The following is a 19,543-nucleotide window of genomic DNA, read 5'->3' as shown; positions in this document are numbered from 1 at the left end:
TGTCTTAAACCCGACATTGGAACCAGGCTCGTCGCAGACTCAGCACTGCGAGTGTAACAACGCCATAGCGCGTGACGCGCGAAGACACGGGCCTGCGCCAACAATCCCTTCGAACGCCGCCGTTAACCCCGTTTCCGTCGTCGCCAATCCCGCTTCTTCGGCTTCGGCGCGACCTCCGGCATCTCCGCCTGCACTTCGCGATACCGCGCAAGCATCCGATCGAAGCTGGCGTTGAGCGCCTCGGCGATCTCGGGCCGCTTCTCGAGCTTCGCCAGCAGCAGACCTGCGGCTTCGATGGTGGAAAGACCGTCACGGCGCGGCTCCTTGCGCAGCTTGCCGTAACGCGACGGGCGCTTCGGCCCAAGAATGACGCGCTGGCACTTCAGCATCCACGCATTGCGCCACCACAGCGCCTTGGCCTGGCTCCAGGTTCCGTCTAGCAGCACGACGCCCTCGATATCTCCGAGGATGGCGCGCTGGTGCGGCTCGATTTCGCCCTTGCGGTTGATCGCGACGATCTCGGCATCGGTATCGAGGTCAGCGACCTTGGCCGAGCCGAGATAAAGCACGGCCCAGCGCGAGGGATCGTGAACCGTCCGTCCCAACGCTTTGGACAGGCTCGGCCAGGACAGGCCGATTTTGACCACCGCATCCTCGAAATGCTGCGCCGTCAGCCGCGCAGTGCCGAGCGTCCTGTCCTGCTCCTGCGGATGTTGCAGGATCAGCAGCGAGATCCTGCTTTGGATCGGGGTCACGCTGTCGCAGATGCAGAGCGGCAGCGGCTTGCCGCAACGCGGACAGTCCGGAACGGCCTCCACGACGGCGGCGGTCTGGGAATTGGATGGGTCTGACATCCGCCCGCTATACGCTGTCCGTGGCCGGGTGTTCAACTATTCGGCGGGGGCTGCCACCGCGGCCGGCCGCGATCGCTGCCGCAGCCGGTCGATCAGCAGGTAGATCACCGGCGTCGTATACAGCGTCAGTATCTGGGAGACGAACAAGCCGCCGATGATGGTGATGCCGAGCGGCCGGCGCAGCTCGGTGCCGGGGCCGGTGGCGATCACCAGCGGAATGCCGGCAAACAGCGCCGCCATCGTCGTCATCAGAATCGGGCGGAAGCGGGCGCGGCAGGCCTCGAAGATCGCGTCCGCCGAGGACAGGCCGCGGTTGCGCTCGGCATCGAGCGCGAAATCGACCATCATGATACCGTTCTTCTTGACGATGCCGATCAAGAGGATGATGCCGACGAAGGCGATCACGGTGAGCGGCGTGTTGGTTACCTGCAGTGCCAGCAGCGCCCCCAAACCCGCCGACGGCAAGGTCGAGATGATCGTGATCGGATGGGCCAGGCTCTCATAGAGCACGCCGAGCACGATATACATCGCCACCAGCGCGCCGAGGATCAACAACGGCTGGCGTCCGCTGGTCTTGTTGAAATCGCCGGCGTTGCCGTCAAAACTGCCGCGAATGCCTTCCGGCATATGCAGTTCATCGACCGCACGCTGGATGTTTGTGGTCGCGACCTCCAGCGGCACGCCAGGCAGCAGATTGAATGAGACCGTGGTCGAGGGGAACGATTGCGAGTGATACACAGCGAGCGCCGACAGGCCGCGCTGGTAGCGCACCACGGCCGATAGCGGCACCTGGGCGTCGTTGGCGCCGGCCACGAAAATGCGCTCCAGATTTGACGGATCCGCCTGGAATTTCGGGTCGATCTCCAACACCACCATGTACTGGTTGCGCTGGGTATAGATGATCGAAATCTGCCGCTGCGCGAATGCATTGTTGAGGGCATTGTCGATGTCCTGGACGCGAACACCCAGGCTCGATGCGGCCTTGCGGTCGATCACCAGCGACAATTGCAATCCGCCGGGATCGCGGTCACTGGAAATGTCGGTGATGCCCTCCACCGTCTCCATGCGCTTGGCGACGATGGGAGCCCATTTCTGCAGGAGGTCGAGGTTGGTGCTCGACAGCGTATATTGATAGTCGGAATCGCTCTGCCGGCCGCCAGTGCGGATGTCCTGCGCCGCGAACATGAACAGGCGGATGCCGGCCACCCGGTAAAGATTGCGCCGCAGGCGATCGATCACCTGCGCCGTCGACACGCCTTCCCGCTCCTCCGGCGGCTTCAGGCTGATGAACATGGTGCCGCGGTTGGAGCCGCCGCCGCCCGGCCCGGCGCTGCCGCCAAGCGAGGAGCCGACGCCAGCGACCGCCGGATCGGCCATCACGATGTCAGCCAGTTGCTGCTGCAGGCCCAGCATCGCCTGGAACGAGGTATCCGCAGAAGCGCGCGTGGAGCCGATGACGAACCCGCTGTCGTCGGTCGGAAAATAGCCCTTCGGGGTCTTGATGTAGAGCACCACCGTCAGCGCGATGGTGGCAAAGAACACGAGCAAGGTCAGAAACGGGAAGTTCAATACCGCGCGCAGGGTCCGGGCATAGAAGGCGACGATGCGCGACAGCGTGCCCTCGACCAGGCGGTCGAACCAGGTCGCGCGGTCTGACGTCGCTTCCTTGATGTAATGCGCGCAGATCATCGGCGTGACCGTGAGCGAGACCACGGTCGAGACCACGATGGCAAAGGTTAGCGTCAGCGAGAACTCACGCAGCAGCCGGCCGACGATGCCGTCCATGAAGATCAGCGGCGTAAACGCCGCGATCAGGGACAGGCTGATCGACAGCACGGTAAAGCCGATCTGTTTCGCGCCTTCCAGCGCTGCCGGATACGGCGCCATGCCCTGTTCGAGGTTGCGGTACATGTTCTCGATCATGACGATGGCATCGTCGACCACGAAGCCGACGGAGATTGCCAGCGCCATCAGCGACAGATTGTCGATCGAGAAGCCGGCGAGCCACATCCCGGCGCAGGTGCCGGCCAGCGCCAAGGGCACCGAGACGCCGGCTGCGATTGTCGGCGTCAGCCGCCGCAGGAACGCGAATACCACCACCATCACCAGAAAAGCCGTCGCCAGCAGCGTGAACTGCATGTCGAGCACGCTGGCGCGGATGGTGCCGGTGCGGTCGACCAGCGTGGAAATCTCCACCCCGCCAGGCAGCCACTGCTTCAGTTCGGGAATGAGCGCCCTCACCCGATCGACGGTGTCGATCACATTGGCATCGCCCTGCTTGGTGATCTGGATCAGCACGGCCGGCTGTTTGTTGAACCAGGCGATCGAGCGGCTGTTGCGGACGGAATCCTCGACGTCGGCGACGTCGGCAAGGCGAACGAAATTGCCGCCCGCGCTCTTGATGATGATGTCGCGGAATTCGATCGCGGTGCGCATCTGCCGGTTGGTCGAGATCGTCTCACTCTGGCGGCCGCCGTTGAAGATCCCGACCGGTCCGAGCGGATTGGCGTTGATGATCGCCTGACGAACGTCGTCGGTGGCGATATCAGCATTCGACAGCGCCACAGGATTTAGCGCGATCCGCACCGCCGGCTGATCGGCGCCAGAGACCGTGACCTCGCCGACACCCGGCACCTGCGAGATGCGTTGCGCGATCACGGTGTCGGCGACGTCATACATCGCGCTCGTCGTCAGCGTCTTCGAGGTCAGCGCCAGCACGAACACCGGGGCGGCTGCGGGATTGGATTTGCGGAATCGCGGCAGCGACGGCAGGTCGCTCGGCAGATCCGCCAGCGAGGCATTGATCGCGGCCTGCACATCACGCGCGGCGCGGTCGATGTCGCGGCCGATCGAGAATTGCAACTGGATGCTGGTGGTGCCGAGCGAACTGGTCGACGTGATCTGATCGAGACCCGCGATCTGGCCGAGCCGACGTTCCAGCGGGGCGGCGACGGTCGAGGCCATGACGGAAGGATCGGCCCCGGGCCGCGTGGCGGACACCCGGATCATCGGGAAATCGACGTTCGGAACCGATGACACCGGCAGGAAGACGTAGGCGACGATGCCGACCAGGAAGAGCCCGATCGCCAGCAGCGTGGTGCCCACCGGCCGCCGGATAAAGGGCTCCGAGATCGATGCCATCTATTGCATCCCCTCGGTGGCGCCGGCGACCGTGGGTCCGGGCGGCCCTGGGTCCGGCACGGCCTTCTCGATTTTGCGATTGATCCGGTCGAGCGCCAGATAGATCACCGGCGTCGTATAGAGCGTCAGCAACTGGCTCAGCAGCAGACCGCCGATGATGGAGATGCCGAGCGGAAAGCGCAATTCGGCGCCGGTGCCGCTCTCGATCGCCAGCGGCAATGCGCCGAACAACGCGGCCAGCGTCGTCATCATGATCGGGCGGAAGCGCAACAGGCAGGCCTGCACGATCGCCTCGGAAGGCGACATGCCCTGATGCCGCTCCGCCTCCAGCGCGAAGTCGATCATCATGATCGCGTTCTTCTTGACGATGCCCATCAACAGAATGATGCCGATCAGGCCGATCACCGACAGGTCCTGCCCGAACAGCATCAGCGCCAGAATGGCGCCGACGCCTGCAGAGGGCAGCGTCGAGAGAATGGTGATCGGGTGGATGTAGCTCTCGTAGAGCACGCCCAGCACGATGTAGATGGTGACGATTGCCGCCAGGATGAGCCAGGGCTGGCCGGTCAGCGACTTGGAGAATTCGGCCGCATCGCCTGCATAGACGCCGACGATGCTGCCGGGCATGCCGATCCTGGTCTCGATCTTCTTGACCGCCTCGACGGCATCGCCAAGCGCCTCGCCGGGTGCAAGGTTGAAGCTGAGCGAGACGGCCGGAAACTGCGCCAGATGCGAAATCGCCAGCGGCGCCGTGGTGCGAGTCAGCGTCGCTACCGCCGACAGCGGCACCTGGGCGTTGGGCGCGCCGACGGTGGCACTCGCGGCCCCCGGCAGATAAAGCTTCGAGAGGATCGAGGGATCGCGCTGGTACATCGGCATCGCCTCCAGCACCACGCGGTACTGGTTGGCCTGGCCGTAAATCGTCGAAATCTGCCGCTGCGCGAAGGCGTCGTTGAGGGTGTCGTTGACCGCCTGGATGCTGACGCCGAGCTGGCCGGCGCGTTGACGATCGATGTTGAGCGCGGCGCGCAGGCCGCCTTCCTGCGCTTCCGAGGAGACGTCGCGGAACAGAGGGTCCCTGCGCATTTCGGCAATGAGCTTCTGCGACCACAGCGACACTTCCGCCGCATCGGTGCCGGTCAGCGTGTACTGGTACTGCGAGCGGCTCGACTGGGTCGAGATCTGCACGTCCTGCACCGGCTGGAAGTAGATCGTCATGCCGGGGATCGAGGCGGTTCGCTGCTTCAGCCGGTCGACCACGGCCGAAATGTCATCCTCCCGCTCGCCGCGCGGCCTCAGCGTCATCACCAGCCGCCCGACATTGGTGGTCGGGTTGACGGACCCTGCGCCGATGACGGAAACCACGCCGACCACCTCCGGATCTGCCTGGATCGCGGCGGCAGCCGCCGCCTGACGGCTCTGCATCTCGGCAAAGGAAACATCGGGGCCGGCCTCGGTCACCGCGGTAATCGACGCGGTGTCCTGCAGCGGCAGGAAGCCCTTCGGCGCGACCACATACATCAGAAGCGTCGCGATAATGGTGGCAAAGGTCACCATCAGCGTCGCGCGCTGGCGCTGCAGCACCCACAGCAGCGTGCGATGGTAGAAGGCGACCATGCGGTCGATGAAGCGGCTGACGGCGGCAAGGCCTGGCACCGTCATCTCCTCCCCGACATGCTTCAGGAGCCGCGAACACATCATCGGCGTCAGCGTCAGCGACACGATCGCCGAGGTCACGACCGCGATCGTCAGCGTCAGCGCAAACTCGCGGAACATGCGCCCGACCAGCCCGGACATGAACAGAAGCGGGATGAAGACCGCGATCAGCGACACCGTCAGCGAGATCACGGTGAAGCCGATTTCGCTGGCGCCCTTCAGCGACGCCTCCATCACGGACTCGCCGTTTTCCATGTGGCGGACAATGTTCTCGATCATCACGATGGCATCGTCGACCACGAAGCCGGTGCCGATCGTCAGCGCCATCAGCGACAGATTGTCGAGGCTGAAACCGCAGAAATACATGATGCCGAAGCTCGTGATCAGCGACAGCGGCAGCGCCACGCCCGCGATCAGGGTCGCGCGCAGCGACCGCAGGAACAACAGCACCACCAGCGTCACCAGCACCACGGAAAGGATCAGCGTGAACTGCACGTCGCGGACGGACGCGCGAATGGTGACGGTCCGGTCGGAGACGATGTTCAGATTGACGCCGGCCGGGATCGCGCGCTGTACCTTGGGGATTTCCTCGCGGATCTGCCTGACGACCTCGATCACGTTGGCGCCGGGCTGCCGCTGGATGTCGATGATCACGGCCGGCGTGCCCTGGTACCAGCCGCCGGTCCGATCGTTCTCCAGCCCGTCGATGATAATGGCCACGTCGCCGATGGTGACCGGCGAGCCGTTACGATAGGCGATGATGATCGGTTTATAGGCCTCCGCCGCCGCGATCTGGTCGTTGGCGGCGATGGTGTAGGCCTGCTGCGCGCCGTCGAGCGATCCCTTCGGCCCCGACACGTTGGCGCCCGCGATGGCGTTGCGCAGATCCTCCATCGAGATGCCGTAGGCGGCGAGCCGCGCCAGATCGGCCTGCACCCGCACCGCAGGCTTCAGTCCGCCGAGGATGGCGACGCGCCCGACGCCGGAAATCTGGCTGAGCCGCTGGCCGAGAATGGTGTCGGCGATATCGCTCATCGCACGCAGCGAAATCGTCTCCGACGTCAGCGCGAGCGTCAGGACCGGCGCGTCGGCCGGGTTCACCTTGGCGTAGGTCGGCGGATACGGCAGGTTTTTCGGCAGGATTCCGGCGGCGGCGTTGATCGCGGCCTGCACGTCCTGGGTGGCGCCGTCGATGTCGCGGTTGAGGTCGAATTGCAGCGAGATCTGGCTGACGCCGTACGAAGAGGTCGACTGCATCGACGACAGCGACGGGATCTGCCCAAGCTGGCGTTCCAGCGGCGCCGTGATCAGGGACGCGACCACATCGGGACTGGCGCCCGGCAGTTGCGTCGTCACCTGCACGGTCGGGAAATCGACTTGCGGCAGCGCCGATACCGGCAGCGCCCAATAGCCGAGCGCGCCGCCGATCATCAGCGCAATCCCTAACAGCGAGGTTGCGATCGGCCGGCGGATGAACGGTTCGGAGACGCTCATGGTTGCGTACTCATGACTTTGCGAAGGCGATCAAGGCTGCGACTTCGCCGCGCCGCCCGATGGCTCGCCTCGCGCTGGTCCGGTTTGTCCCTTCTGGTCGCCCTCGCCGCGCTCGCGTTTGCCGCGGTGCTCGCCGTCCTTGCCAAGACCGCCTTCCTTGCCCGGACCCGCCTTGGCATCAGGGCTGCGGCTGCGCTTGCGCGGCGCCAGATCGGCGGTCGGCGCCCGGTCGTCGGTGCCGATCAGGACCTTGGCGCCGTCGGACAGGTTGGCAAAGCCTGTCGTTACCACGCGGTCGGAGGTCGAAAGCCCGCTCGCGATCACCGCGTCGTTCTCGTTCTGCTGCGTCACCACGATCGCCTTGGCGGTCGCAATGTCGCCCGGTCCGATCACATAGCTGAACGTGCCGGCGGGACCGCGCTGCACCGCCGAGGTCGGTACCACGATCGCCTTCTCCAGCGTTTCGACCTTCAGCCGAACATTGACGAACTGCCCGGGCCAGAGCTGGAATTTGGCGTTCGGAAACTCGGCCTTCAGCTTCAGCGTGCCCGTGGTCGGATCGACCTGGTTGTCGATACCCTTGAGCGTACCTGTATCGACGACCGTCACGCCGTCATTGCCGAACACGTCCACCGCCAGCACGCCCTTGGCCGCAGCGGCATTGACCCGCACGATCTGCTGCTGCGGCAGGCTGAACTGCACCGCGATCGGCTGCAATTGGGTGATGATGACGAGGCCGGTGACATCAGAAGCACGGATGATGTTGCCCTGGTCGACCTGGCGCAGGCCGACGCGGCCCGTCAGCGGCGCGATGACCTTGGTATAGCCGAGCATCGCCTTGGCATTGTCGATTGCAGCCTGGTCGGCCTGCACCAGCGCTTCCTGCTGGGCGACCACCGCGCGCTGCGTATCGGCTTGCTGCTTGGAGCCGGCATTCGACGCGGCAAGCTGCTGATAGCGCGCCAGATCGAGCTTCTGGTTGGCAAGCAGCGCTTCATCCTGCGCCTTCTTGGCTACCGCCTGATCGTACTGCGCCTGATAGATCACGGGGTCGATCTCGGCCAGCACGTCGCCTTGCCTGACGTCCTGGCCTTCGACGAAATTCACCTTGATCAGCTTGCCGTCGACCTGGGCGCGCACCGTCACCGTGTTCAGCGCGCGGACCGAGCCCACGGCGTCGAGATAGACCGGGACATCCTGCGTCCGCGGCGTCGTCGCCAGCACCGGCACTGGAAGGTCGGGGCGCGCGCCGGGGCCGTTGCGCCCCGTCGGCTTCTGCTGAAAGGCGTTCCAGCCGAGATAGCCGAGCCCGCCAAGGATCAACAGCGTGATCGTCAGCGATACCATCCGACGGCCAATGCCCCGCGCCACTCGCTTGCCGGCCGTCTTCGCCTTGTCGTCCACTTCCGGCTTAAAGAGCATTGACCGGCCTTTCCATCCTAGGCTCCCAGCCGCCTCCCAGCGCCTGATAAAGACTGACGATCGCGAGCAGCCGGGCCAGTTGGGCCTGCGACAGCGCATCCTCAGCCTGGAACAATGTCAGCTGCGTATTTAGCACAGTTACGATATCGGCGGTTCCGGCCCGGAGCTGCTGCTCGGACAATTCGAACGCCCGGCGGGACGCCGCCACCACTTCCCTCTGCAGGCGCAGCTTCTCAGTGGTCTGGCGGATCGAATAAAGGGCGTTATCGACGTCGGCAAAGGACTGCACCACGGTCTTGCGATAGGTCTGCAGCAGTTCATCCTGCCGCGCCTTGGTGAACTCGAAATTGCCGAGGATCCGGCCGCCGTCGAAGATCGGCTGGGTCAGGCTGCCGACCATGCTGAAGAACGCGGCTTGCGGCTGAAACAGCGATGATAGCGCCGAGCTTTGATAGCCGCCCTGCCCGGTCAATTGGATGCTTGGAAAGAACTGCGCGCGGGCATTGCCGACATTGGCGGTCGCAGAAGCCAACTGGGCTTCCTGACGCCGGATGTCGGGACGCTGCGTCAACAGCTCCGACGGTAGCCCGGGCGTGACCCGCGGGATGGCGATCTGGTTGAGCGATCCGCCGGCAACGCGCACGGCTTCCGGCGGCCGTGACACCAGGGTTGCGAGCGCGTTGATATTCTGGTCGAGCGTCTGCCGCAGCGGCGGCACCAGCGCGCGCTGGTTGGCGAGCACGCTCTCCTGCTGCGCGACGTCGAGGTCGGTGCCGGTCCCGGCTCTGAAGCGCTCCTTGATGGCGTTGAGGATGCGCTCGGCGCTGGCGATGTTTCGCTGCGCGGTGCGAATCCGGTCCTGCGCCGTCAGCACCTGGAAATAGGCGTTGGCAACCGTCGTCAGCGTGGTCAGCGCAACGACGTCGCGGTCGAAGCGGTTGGCGATCGCGATCTCTTCCGCGGCCTGTGCGGCGTCGCGGTTCTTGCCCCAGAAGTCCAGCTCATAGCTGGCGCTGAGCGAGGCCGAATAGTTGACCACCTCGCGACCGCCAATACTCAAGCCGCTGGCGCTCGATCCGGAGGTGCGCGAATAGCTCTCCGAACCGCTGCCGCTGAGCGTAGGCAACAGCGCCGCGCCCGCGATCCGCGCCTGCGCATCAGCCTGCTGGAACCGCGCGGTGGCCGCTGCAATGTCCAGATTAACGGTCTGCGCCTCCTCCATCAGGCTCGTCAGCTCCCGCGAACGGAAGCCACGCCACCAGTCGAGCGTCGGCGGCGCATCCTTGGCCTTCGATAGCCGGGCCGCCTTGTAGCCATCGGGGATGTCGAGCGCGGGATCGGGAAGGTCCTTGGTCAGGATGCAGCCGGCGGAACTGGCGACCAGACCGAGCACCGCAAGCGATCGCGCCAGCCGTTTGCCGCCGGGGACGAGAGCAGACCAGCCTTCCATCGCCGCAGTTGCAGTTCGCTGGGTCACACCCGTTCTCCACCGGGCAAATCCCGGCCCGACGCACGGCGAGCGCTTCTCCTGGTGGCCTGCAACTTCACGGGGGTGATGCTTCCGTTAGAACTGCTTAATACTAGCCTTGCGGCCGGGATGCGGACAGTCCCGCGAGCCCTTCGCCAATGCTCTGCGCGGACGCGAAAAAACAGCCGGCAAAGCGCTCATCTCCCTTATTTTATAGGGTTTCGGACGATGTCGGGGCTCCACAGGACATCGAAATCTTACGAAGATTTCATGGGGTTTTTCCCCGCCTGTGGCCGATTTGAAACCCTGGAACAGCCCCCTGTATCTCGCCTCGCGTAACGGAGGGCAAAAAATGCGGGTCGCGGTGGTGGGTAAGGGAATCAGCGGCAACGCAGCGGCCCGCCCTCCTACTTCTGGATGCTCCGCGATATCTTCAACCAGCGGAGCATCGAGGATTACGCCGCAGACAGAATGGCCGGGCTCGGTCTATTTCTGCTAATCGCGCGAGCAGCGATCCGGTGCTTCTGATCTGCGAGGTGCGCGCAACACCTTCGGCGACATCGATCCCTACATCCATCCGGTGATGTCAGGCGATGTCAGATATGCCGGCGTGCGGCAGTGGCAGGACAAACTGTTCTACATCTCGTCCTCGATATGGCGATGCGCACATTTTCGCTCGCTGCAACCTGACGAGCGTGTGCAATTGCGAATTCTGGAAACCTGCCGCAAAGGACCCTGCTCGCTGCAACCTTCAATGGTCGTCGCCGCATGCTCAACACCAAAGAGTTGCTGCGTGCGTTGTTCGCTCTGCCGCTCGTCACATTCAAGGTCATGGCGGCGATACACTGGGAGGCGCTGCGGCTCTGGCTCAAGGGCGCGCGGCTGGTCCCGCGGCAGCATGCCGCCTTTCAAAACCAGCTTGGCGAGCGAGAACGGCAACGATTATACTTCGCCAGCGTTGTCCGCCCATGCCAAAGACTGAGCAGGACCGATCGGCCATGCGAAGTCGGGGCAAACCGACGTTCGATGGATCGCACATGTCCGAGTTGATTTCGGTCACATCGGAAACCGTAGATGCAACGTTTCCGGAATTGCCCCGCATGGTCCGGCTGGCGCTGGGCTTCGGTTCAAAGCTGCAACACGGCACGCTCGACGTGACGCTGGCCGACGGCCGCATGGTGCGGCTCGGCGGCAACGGGCCGGGTCCGGCCGCGGCGATGAAGATCTACGATTACGGCTTTGCCTCGCGGCTCTTGCGCGGCGGCGACATCGGCATTGCGGAAGCCTATCTGCGCGGCGAATGGGACACGCCCGACCTCACGCAATTCCTCTATCTGTTCTGCGTCAACCAGGACTGGATGCAGACGATGTTGGTCGCCAACCCGCTGGCGCGCACGCTGCAGTTCATTAGGCATTGGCTCAACCGCAATACGCGGCGACAGGCCCGACGCAACATCTATGCGCATTACGACATCGGCAACGCCTTCTACTCGGCGTGGCTCGATCCGAGCATGACCTATTCGTCGGCCTTGTTCGAGGACGACACGCCCGACCTGACGGCCGCGCAACACAACAAGTACCGGCGGCTCGCCGAGGCCATCGATCTGCGGCCGGGCCAGAAGCTGTTGGAGATCGGCTGCGGCTGGGGCGGCTTTGCCGAATACGCCGCCAGGACGTTCGGCGCCAAGGTCGTAGGCCTCACCATCAGCAAGGAGCAGCGCGATTTCGCACAAGCGCGGATTCACAATGCCGGGCTCAGCGACAAGGTCGAGATCAAGCTCAGGGATTATCGCGACGAACGCGACCGCTACGACCGGATCGCCTCGATCGAGATGATCGAGGCGGTCGGCGAACAATTCTGGCCGAACTATTTTTCACAGTTGCGCGACCGCCTGCTGCCCGGAGGACTCGCCGGCATCCAGGCCATCACCATCCAGGACAGCCTGTTCCAGACCTATCGCCGCGAAGTCGACTTCATCCAGCGTTACGTCTTCCCGGGTGGCATGCTGCCCTCGCCGCAGATCCTGAAAAACCTAGGCGAGCGTTTCGGCGTTCCCGTCATCCGCGAGCGCATCTTTGGGCAAGATTATGCCAAGACGCTTGCGATCTGGCGAAACAATTTCCGCGCGGCGTGGCCGAACCTGACGCCATCGGGTTTCGACGATCGCTTCCGGCGGCTCTGGGAATATTACCTCGCATATTGCGAGGCCGGTTTCCTGTCGGGAAATATCGACGTGCGCCAGGTGGTATTTGCGAAATCGGGCTGACCTGACCCGCCGCAACGCTGGCTTGTGCGGCTAGCGGCGGTCCTTTAGGGTCGCTCAACGATTAGGCAAACAAACCGGCGATTTCAACGACATGGCCTTCCACAAAGACGTTATCGAAGCGATCGGCAACACGCCCCTCATCAAGCTGAAGCACGCTTCCGAAGCCACCGGCTGCACTATTCTCGGCAAGGCCGAATTCATGAATCCCGGCCAGTCGGTCAAGGACCGCGCGGGCAAGTGGATGATCCTGGAGGCCGAGAAGCGCGGCGAGCTCAAGCCCGGCGGCCTGGTGGTGGAATCGACCGCCGGCAACACCGGCATCGGTCTCGCCGTGGTCGCCAGCGCGCGCGGTTACCGGACCTTGATCCTGATCCCGGAAACGCAGAGCCAGGAAAAGAAAGACATGCTGCGGCTGTGCGGCGCCGAGCTCGTCGAGGTGCCGGCGCTGCCTTACGCCAATCCGAACAACTATCAGCATGTCGGCCGGCGGCTGGCCGCGCAGCTTCGCAAGACCGAGCCGAACGGCGTGTTGTTCGCCGACCAGTGGAACAATCTCGACAACGCCAAGGCGCACTACGAGTCCACCGGACCGGAGATCTGGGAACAGACCGGCGGCAGGATCGACGGCTTTATCTGCTCGGTCGGCACCGGCGGCACGCTGGCCGGCGTCAGCCGATATCTGAAGGAAAAGCACCTAGGCATCGTCAACGCCTGCGCCGACCCGCATGGCTTTGCGATGTACGAGCTGTTCAAGCACGGCAAGGCCAAATCGACACCGGGCGACTCAATCACCGAAGGAATCGGGCTCGGCCGCGTCACGCCCGTCATCGAGACCGCGGTTGTCGACGACGCTTTCCTCATTTCGGACGAGGAAGCCGTGACGGTGATCTACGACCTGCTCGAGCACGAGGGCCTCTGCCTCGGCGGCTCGACCGGCATCAACATCGCCGGCGCAATCCGGCTCGCCAAGCAGCTCGGCCCCGGCAAGACCATCGTCACCATCCTCGCCGACTCCGGCAACCGTTATCAGTCAAAACTGTTCAATCCGGAGTTCATGCGCTCGAAGAACCTGCCGGTGCCGGCCTGGCTGGAGAAGCGCACTGAGATCGACGTGCCGTTCGAGAAGGCGTGATTGCAGAATTGTAGATGGGGTAACGGGCCCCGGTCCACCCTCCAGGCAAGCCGCGCTTGCTACGGCGGTGTTGGGTGGCGCGCTTCGCGCGACCTGCCTGGAAGGCGGGCGGTCGTCCCTCACATTGATGGTGTTACGGAGTCAGAGGGATGAGCCTCGCTCCAAGCATCAAGGAGAGACGACCATGGAGCATTATGCCGGAATCGACGTGTCATTGGAATGCTCGAGCGTGTGCGTTGTCGACGCCAATGGCAAGATCGTGCGCGAGGCCAAGGTGGCGAGCGAGCCGCAAGCCCTAATCGCCTGGTTCGGTTCGCTGGGCTTCGGCCTGGAGCGGATCGGGCTGGAGGCCGGACCATTGTCGCAATGGCTGTTTGCGGCCATGAAGATAGCCGGCCTTGCCGTGGAACTGCTGGAGACGCGGCACGTGCGGAAGGCGTTCGAGGCGATGCCGGTCAAGTCGGATCGCAACGATGCCCGCGGCATCGCGCAACTGATGCGGCTGGGCTGGTTCCGGCCAGTGCATTGCAAATCGATGAGTGCGCAAGAGACCCGATCGCTGCTGACGGCGCGCAAGCTGGTGCAATCGAAGCTTCACGACGTGGAGAACAGTCTGCGCGGGATCCTGCGCGGTTTTGGCCTGAAGGTTGGCAAGACGACCGGGCAGACGTTCGCGGGACGGATCGAGGAGCTCGTGGCGGGCCACCCGCACCTGCAAACGATCGCCAAGGCGCTGCTAGCGGTGCGAACAGTGCTGCGGGCCGAGTTCGCAGCCTTCGAGAAGCAGATCCGCAGGATGGTGCGATCCGACATGCAAGCACGGCTGCTGACGTCAGTCCCGGCGGTCGGCCCAATCGTGGCGCTAACCTATGCCAGCGCGATCGACGATCCAGCCCGGTTCAAATCGTCGAAGCAGGCAGGAGCCCATTTCGGGTTGACCCCGAAGAAGCATCAATCCGGCGAGACCGACTACACCGGCCGGATCAGCAAGATCGGTGATGCTTCGGTGCGCACGGTGCTTTACGAAGCCGCCAACGTCATGCTGACCAAGCCGGTCAAAGGCTGTTCGCAATTGAAGAGCTGGGCCATGCGGATCAAACGGCGCGCCGGCACGAACAAAGCCAAAGTGGCGCTGGCGCGCCGGCTCGCGGTGATCATGCATCGCATGCTCGCCGACGGAACACCCTTTAACGCCGCTGCTGCCGCAGCCTAACAGGAGAGACACAACAGTTTTCGGGCGGGTCACAACACCAGGCCTTCTCGAAGCGAAGTCCCTTCGCCGGGACGATGGATCAGGTCAGGCCGTTGCCCACCAGGTCGCCCTCGTGAGCACGCACAACGTAGATTGGTCGACCTATCCTCTTCCAACCCCATCAGGTGGCGGCCCTGCGCCGACCCCGTACAGAAGCGAGACCCCGGCGGGCGGACAACGCAAAGGGATTGACTAATCGAGGCCCGTTACAGAAGAAGGGTGGGCAAAGGCGCTCTTGCGCCGTGCCCACCATCTATCAACCGCGATATTGTTGGTGGGCACGCTGCGCTTTTGCCCACCCTACGCGACCGATCAATGCCGCAGGATCTGGCTCAGGAACAGCTTCGTCCGTGCGTGCTGCGGATTGGCGAAGAATTCCTGCGGCGTGTTTGACTCGATCACCTGCCCCGCATCCATGAACACGACGCGGTTGGCGACCTCGCGGGCAAATCCCATTTCGTGCGTGACGACCAGCATGGTCATGCCCTCCTTGGCGAGGTCGACCATGGTGTCGAGCACTTCCTTGACCATCTCAGGGTCGAGCGCCGAGGTCGGCTCGTCGAACAGCATGACCTTCGGATTCATGGTCAGGGCGCGGGCAATCGCCACGCGCTGCTGCTGACCGCCCGACATCTGGCCCGGATATTTGTTGGCTTGATGCGGAATCTTGACCCGCTCCAGGAATTTCATCGCGGTCGCTTCGGCATCTTTTTTCGGGATGTTGCGCACCCAGATCGGGGCCAGCGTGCAGTTCTCGAGCACGGTCAGGTGCGGAAACAGGTTAAAACTCTGGAACACCATGCCGACCTCGCGGCGGACCTCATCGACGCGCCGCAGGTTTGGCCCCAGTTCGATACCGTCGACGACGATGTTGCCTTCCTGGAACTCCTCCAGCGCATTGATGCAGCGGATCAGCGTCGACTTGCCCGAGCCCGAGGGGCCGCAGATCACGATGCGCTCGCCCTTGGCCACATCGAGATTGATGTCGCGCAGCACGTGAAAGTCCCCGTACCACTTGTTGAGTGTGTTGATGCCGACGATCGAATTTGCGGTCATGGTGATCTACTCAGTTGCGACGATGGGCATTCAGCCGGTTCTCGACGAACAGCGAGTAACGCGACATCCCGAAACAGAAGACGAAATAGATGATCCCGGTAAAGGCAAAGCCGGTGAACAGCGTCGTCGGCGTCGACCAGACCGGGTCGCTGAAGGAAGCCCGGAGCTGGCCGAGCAGATCGAACAGCGCAACGATCGAGACCAGCGAGGTATCCTTGAACAGCGCGATGAAACTGTTGACGAGGCCGGGGATGACATGGCGGAGCGCCTGCGGCATCACGATCAGCGCCATGGTCTTGGCCCAGGACAGGCCAAGTGCGCTCGCCGCCTCCGCCTGTCCGCGCGGTATAGCCGCGAGGCCGCCACGGATGACTTCGGCCTGGTAGGCGCCGGCGAAAAGCGCAATGCCGATCAAGGCGCGCATCAGTCCGTCGATGGTGAAGCCGGTCGGAACGAACAGCGGCAGCATATAGGTCGCGAAGAACAGCACAGTGATCAGCGGAACGCCGCGCCAGAACTCGATAAAGGCAATGGAGAAAATCCGGATTAGCGGAATGGTCGAACGCCGCCCGAGCGCCAGCGCGATGCCGACCGGCATCGAGGCGACGATGCCGACGACCGACACCACCAGCGTCACCAGCAGGCCACCCCAGAGCCTTGTGTCCACCTCCGGAAGCCCGCCGCTGTCGAGCCCCATCACAGCGATGACAACGGCAATGCCAACGAAAATCGCAAGGGTGGTGGCGACGGCGCGTATTGCCCCGGTCAGCCAGAACAGCAGCGCCGACACGATCACCGCCGTCGCGGCGAGGTCGGCCCAGACCGGGCGGCCAGTTGCCTGAATCTGATCACGCAACCAAGTCAGCGGCCAGATCAGGTATGAAAGGATGACGCCTAGCAGGAAACCAATCCATCCCAGCAGAGAAAGAAATGGTCCGAAGATCGGGTGACTCGCATTAATTCCGGCAACGCCGGCGTTCGTGATGCCGCTCGTCAGGCCCGACAGCAGGTCCGCCGTCCAGCTCACGCCGAAGCCCCCCAGTCCGCCGCCACGCAGCAGGAAGAAGGCGACGACAGGCAAAGCCACGAAGAACAGGATGGCATTCGGGCCCTTGCCCGGCAGCCGCGGAATCAGCAACGGTATCAAGAGGATCGCGGCAAGAGCGAAAGTCAGATTGACGCGCCAGCGCTCCGGCTCCGGATAGAATCCGTAGATGAACTGCGAGAACTTGGCCTGAATGAACGGCCAGCAGGCGCCGACCACGTCGCCGGGATTTTTTGGCAGGCAGGCGGTGCGGTCCTTGCCGATCCAGACCGCATCAATCAGCGCGAACTTTACCGCGGGAACGACAGTGACCCACAGCAGCAACAAGCTCACGATCGTGATCAGGATGTTGGTCGGCGAATTGAACAGCCGCGTGCGCAGGAAGCCGATGAAGCCGGTGGTCTTCACCGGCGCCGGCCGCTCCGGCACCAGATCCTGACGGACGAAATTGGATGTAGTCGTATCGCTCATCCGCCCATGCTCCGGCTGATCCGCCATCCATAGAAACTCATGATCGCGCTGGTGACCAGCGAGATCAGGAGATAGACGCCCATGGTGATGCCGATGATTTCAATCGCCTGCCCGGTCTGGCTCAGCGTGGTTCCGGCGAACACGGAGACCAGGTCGGGATAGCCTATCGCGACCGCCAGCGAGGAGTTCTTGGTCAAATTGAGATACTGGTTGGTCAGCGGTGGCAGGATCACGCGCAAGGCTTGCGGGATCACGATCAACCGCAGCACCGAGCCGCGCTGCAGTCCGAGCGAGGAGCCGGCTTCCATCTGGCCCTTGTGCACGGAGAGGATGCCCGCCCGCACGATCTCGGCGATGAAGGCCGCCGTGTAGGTCGATAGCGCCAGCGTCAGCGCAACGAATTCCGGAATGAGACGCGAGCCGCCGGCGAAATTGAAGCCCTTGAGCACCGGCACCTCCCACGTGACCGGGAGACCGAAGATCAGCATGCTGATGAGCGGCAGGCCGATGATCATGCCGAGCGCATAGGGCCAGACCTTGATCACTGTGCCGCTTTGGAAGAGCTGACGGCGCGCGTATCGCCACAGTGCGATCGTGGCCACGATCGCAACCAATAGGGCGACGACGAAGGGCTCGAACCCCGCCTGCCCGACAGGCTTCGGAATGACCAAGCCGCGATTGCTGAGAAAGATGCTGTCGAAGATCGAAATGCTCTGCCGTGGATTGGGCAAGGCGGCGAGCACCGCGAGATACCAGAACAGAATCTGGAACAGCAGCGGCAGGTTGCGGATCAGTTCGACATAGCCGCCCGCGATCCGCGACAGCAGCCAGTTCGGCGACAACCGGCCGAGTGCGACGAGGAATCCGATCACGGTGGCAAAGAAGATGCCGATCACCGAGACCAGCAGCGTGTTCAGCAAGCCAACCACAAAGACGCGCGTGTAGGGATCGGATCCCGAATACGGGATCAGGCTCTGGCTGACGTCAAAGCCGGCATTGTTGGCAAGGAAACCAAAGCCCGCGGTGATCCGCTGCGCCTGCAGATTGGCGCGGGCATTGGCGACGATCTCATAGGAAATCCAGGCGAGCGCGGCGACGAAGAGCAGTTGGAGCACGAAGCCGCTCCAGCCCGCCCGGCCGCCGAGCGCTCGCTGCAGCCTGGGAAGGAGCTGCGATGGTGGTTTTCGGGGTTCGATGGCCATCGCCGCAGCCCCTCTCGCTGGCGACTAGCGGATCGGCGGGGCGTACTGGATACCGCCCTTGCTCCATAGGTTGTTGAGGCCGCGGGCAATGCCGAGCTTGGAGCCTGCACCGACGTTGCGCTCGAAGGACTCGCCGTAATTGCCGGTTGCCTTCACAATCCGCACCATCCAGTCCTTGGTCAGGCCGAGTTGTTCGCCCAGATTGCCGTCGGTGCCGACCGCGCGCTTGACCTCGGGTTTGTCGGACTTGGCCATCTCGTCGATGTTCTTTTGGGTCATGCCGAGCTCTTCAGCACCGACCATCGCATACAGCGTCCATTTCACGACGTCGAACCACTGGTCGTCGCCATGGCGAACCATCGGTCCGAGCGGTTCCTTCGAGATCACTTCGGGCAGCACGACGTGATCGGCGGGATTGGCGACCTTCAGGCGCTCGGCGTAGAGCTGGGAGACGTCGGAGGTGAAGACGTCGCAGCGGCCGGACTCATAGGCCTTGATGGTTTCGTCGGCGGTCGCGAACGCGATCACCTCATACTTCATGTTGTTGCCCTTGAAGTAGTCGGCAAGGTTCTGCTCGGTCGTGGTGCCGGTCTGAACGCAGACGGAGGCGCTGTTGAGCTCGAGCGCCGAGTTCACCTTCAGCGACTTCTTCACCAGGAAGCCCTGGCCGTCATAATAGGTCACGCCGGTGAAGTTGGCGCCCAGCGAGGTGTCGCGCGACAGCGTCCAGGTGGTGTTGCGGGACAGCACGTCGATCTCGCCGGACTGCAACGCGGTGAAGCGGTCCTTGGCCGACAGCGGGACGAACTTGATCTTGGTGGCGTCGTTGAAAACGGCAGCCGCGATCGCCCGGCAGATATCGACGTCGAGGCCGGTCCAGTTACCCTTGTCGTCCGGCGTCGAGAAGCCCGGCAGCCCCTGGCTGACCCCGCAGGACAGCATGCCGCGGTCCTTGACCGTCTTCAGGGTTTGCGCCGAGGCGGCCTGGGCCGAGAGACCGGCGGCTAGGGCAAGGGTAACAACCAGAGATACGCGTTTCATGGGCAAGGCCTTTCAAGGGGGTCGTGCGGATGTCGTGTTTTA

At 63.6% G+C, this 19,543-nt stretch carries 13 protein-coding genes; 4 read left to right on the top strand and 9 right to left on the bottom strand.

All coding sequences use genetic code 11. The features are described from left to right. Positions 1-122: 122 nt before the first annotated feature. The 5 genes from ACH79_RS32260 to ACH79_RS32240 are packed head-to-tail and all read right to left on the bottom strand — an operon-like array spanning position 123 to position 10,017. A complete protein-coding gene (locus ACH79_RS32260) occupies positions 123-854 on the bottom strand; it encodes a tRNA-uridine aminocarboxypropyltransferase (protein WP_161854553.1) in 732 nt (243 codons plus the stop codon). A 36-nt stretch (positions 855-890) separates the two neighbouring features. Beyond that, positions 891-3,995: an efflux RND transporter permease subunit gene (locus ACH79_RS32255; RefSeq protein WP_161854552.1), complete on the bottom strand. Its 3,105-nt coding sequence runs from the start codon at positions 3,993-3,995 to the stop codon at positions 891-893. Then, the gene (locus tag ACH79_RS32250; protein ID WP_161854551.1) at positions 3,996-7,145 is read right to left on the bottom strand and encodes an efflux RND transporter permease subunit; all 3,150 of its coding nucleotides are present in this window, start codon (positions 7,143-7,145) and stop codon (positions 3,996-3,998) included. Between the two features lie 30 nt (positions 7,146-7,175). Next, the gene (locus tag ACH79_RS32245; RefSeq protein WP_161854550.1) at positions 7,176-8,567 is read right to left on the bottom strand and encodes an efflux RND transporter periplasmic adaptor subunit; all 1,392 of its coding nucleotides are present in this window, start codon (positions 8,565-8,567) and stop codon (positions 7,176-7,178) included. Next, entirely contained in the window at positions 8,557-10,017 is a 1,461-nt protein-coding gene (locus tag ACH79_RS32240; RefSeq protein WP_161856671.1) for an efflux transporter outer membrane subunit, read from the bottom strand. Before ACH79_RS32240 ends, ACH79_RS32245 begins: the two co-directional genes overlap by 11 nt. A gap of 786 nt (positions 10,018-10,803) precedes the next feature. On the opposite strand from ACH79_RS32240, the gene ACH79_RS45225 reads away from it, so the two are divergent. From ACH79_RS45225 to ACH79_RS32220, 4 genes are all read left to right on the top strand, one after another. Beyond that, complete coding sequence (locus ACH79_RS45225; RefSeq protein WP_371419306.1) at positions 10,804-11,085, top strand: DUF1365 family protein; 282 nt, start codon at positions 10,804-10,806, stop codon at positions 11,083-11,085. Next, the gene (locus ACH79_RS32230; protein ID WP_161854549.1) at positions 11,073-12,302 is read left to right on the top strand and encodes a cyclopropane-fatty-acyl-phospholipid synthase family protein; all 1,230 of its coding nucleotides are present in this window, start codon (positions 11,073-11,075) and stop codon (positions 12,300-12,302) included. The genes ACH79_RS45225 and ACH79_RS32230 overlap by 13 nt, the downstream gene beginning before the upstream one ends. 91 nt (positions 12,303-12,393) lie before the next feature. Beyond that, complete coding sequence (locus tag ACH79_RS32225) at positions 12,394-13,434, top strand: cysteine synthase A (RefSeq protein ID WP_161854548.1); 1,041 nt, start codon at positions 12,394-12,396, stop codon at positions 13,432-13,434. 184 nt (positions 13,435-13,618) lie between these two features. Further along, on the top strand, positions 13,619-14,647 hold the full coding sequence (locus ACH79_RS32220; protein ID WP_161849768.1) for an IS110 family transposase: 1,029 nt from the start codon (positions 13,619-13,621) through the stop codon (positions 14,645-14,647). Positions 14,648-14,998: 351 nt separating this feature from the next. Here ACH79_RS32220 and ACH79_RS32215 read toward each other — a convergent pair whose 3' ends face one another. The 4 genes from ACH79_RS32215 to ACH79_RS32200 are packed head-to-tail and all read right to left on the bottom strand — an operon-like array spanning position 14,999 to position 19,501. Continuing rightward, positions 14,999-15,742: an amino acid ABC transporter ATP-binding protein gene (locus ACH79_RS32215; protein ID WP_161854547.1), complete on the bottom strand. Its 744-nt coding sequence runs from the start codon at positions 15,740-15,742 to the stop codon at positions 14,999-15,001. Positions 15,743-15,752: 10 nt separating this feature from the next. Further along, positions 15,753-17,258 carry an amino acid ABC transporter permease gene (locus ACH79_RS32210; RefSeq protein ID WP_161854546.1) on the bottom strand — a complete coding sequence of 502 codons (1,506 nt, stop codon included), beginning with the start codon at positions 17,256-17,258 and terminating at the stop codon, positions 15,753-15,755. Then, entirely contained in the window at positions 17,255-18,460 is a 1,206-nt protein-coding gene (locus ACH79_RS32205; RefSeq protein WP_161854545.1) for an amino acid ABC transporter permease, read from the bottom strand. Before ACH79_RS32205 ends, ACH79_RS32210 begins: the two co-directional genes overlap by 4 nt. A gap of 24 nt (positions 18,461-18,484) precedes the next feature. Beyond that, positions 18,485-19,501, bottom strand: a complete 1,017-nt coding sequence (locus ACH79_RS32200) for an amino acid ABC transporter substrate-binding protein (protein ID WP_161854544.1) — start codon at positions 19,499-19,501, stop codon at positions 18,485-18,487. Positions 19,502-19,543: the final 42 nt, after the last annotated feature.

Source organism: Bradyrhizobium sp. CCBAU 051011 (genome assembly GCF_009930815.1).
In the GTDB taxonomy this organism is placed as follows: Bacteria; Pseudomonadota; Alphaproteobacteria; order Rhizobiales; family Xanthobacteraceae; genus Bradyrhizobium.
The sequence above is the reverse complement of the archived record's forward strand: the minus strand, read 5'-3'. Positions and strand labels throughout refer to the sequence as shown.

Coding starts and splice junctions, on each gene's coding strand:
- ACH79_RS32260 (WP_161854553.1), bottom strand. CDS start 854: ATGTCAGACCCATCCAATTCCCAGACCGCCGCCGTCGTGGAGGCCGTT.
- ACH79_RS32255 (WP_161854552.1), bottom strand. CDS start 3,995: ATGGCATCGATCTCGGAGCCCTTTATCCGGCGGCCGGTGGGCACCACG.
- ACH79_RS32250 (WP_161854551.1), bottom strand. CDS start 7,145: ATGAGCGTCTCCGAACCGTTCATCCGCCGGCCGATCGCAACCTCGCTG.
- ACH79_RS32245 (WP_161854550.1), bottom strand. CDS start 8,567: ATGCTCTTTAAGCCGGAAGTGGACGACAAGGCGAAGACGGCCGGCAAG.
- ACH79_RS32240 (WP_161856671.1), bottom strand. CDS start 10,017: ATGGAAGGCTGGTCTGCTCTCGTCCCCGGCGGCAAACGGCTGGCGCGA.
- ACH79_RS45225 (WP_371419306.1), top strand. CDS start 10,804: ATGCTCAACACCAAAGAGTTGCTGCGTGCGTTGTTCGCTCTGCCGCTC.
- ACH79_RS32230 (WP_161854549.1), top strand. CDS start 11,073: ATGTCCGAGTTGATTTCGGTCACATCGGAAACCGTAGATGCAACGTTT.
- ACH79_RS32225 (WP_161854548.1), top strand. CDS start 12,394: ATGGCCTTCCACAAAGACGTTATCGAAGCGATCGGCAACACGCCCCTC.
- ACH79_RS32220 (WP_161849768.1), top strand. CDS start 13,619: ATGGAGCATTATGCCGGAATCGACGTGTCATTGGAATGCTCGAGCGTG.
- ACH79_RS32215 (WP_161854547.1), bottom strand. CDS start 15,742: ATGACCGCAAATTCGATCGTCGGCATCAACACACTCAACAAGTGGTAC.
- ACH79_RS32210 (WP_161854546.1), bottom strand. CDS start 17,258: ATGAGCGATACGACTACATCCAATTTCGTCCGTCAGGATCTGGTGCCG.
- ACH79_RS32205 (WP_161854545.1), bottom strand. CDS start 18,460: ATGGCCATCGAACCCCGAAAACCACCATCGCAGCTCCTTCCCAGGCTG.
- ACH79_RS32200 (WP_161854544.1), bottom strand. CDS start 19,501: ATGAAACGCGTATCTCTGGTTGTTACCCTTGCCCTAGCCGCCGGTCTC.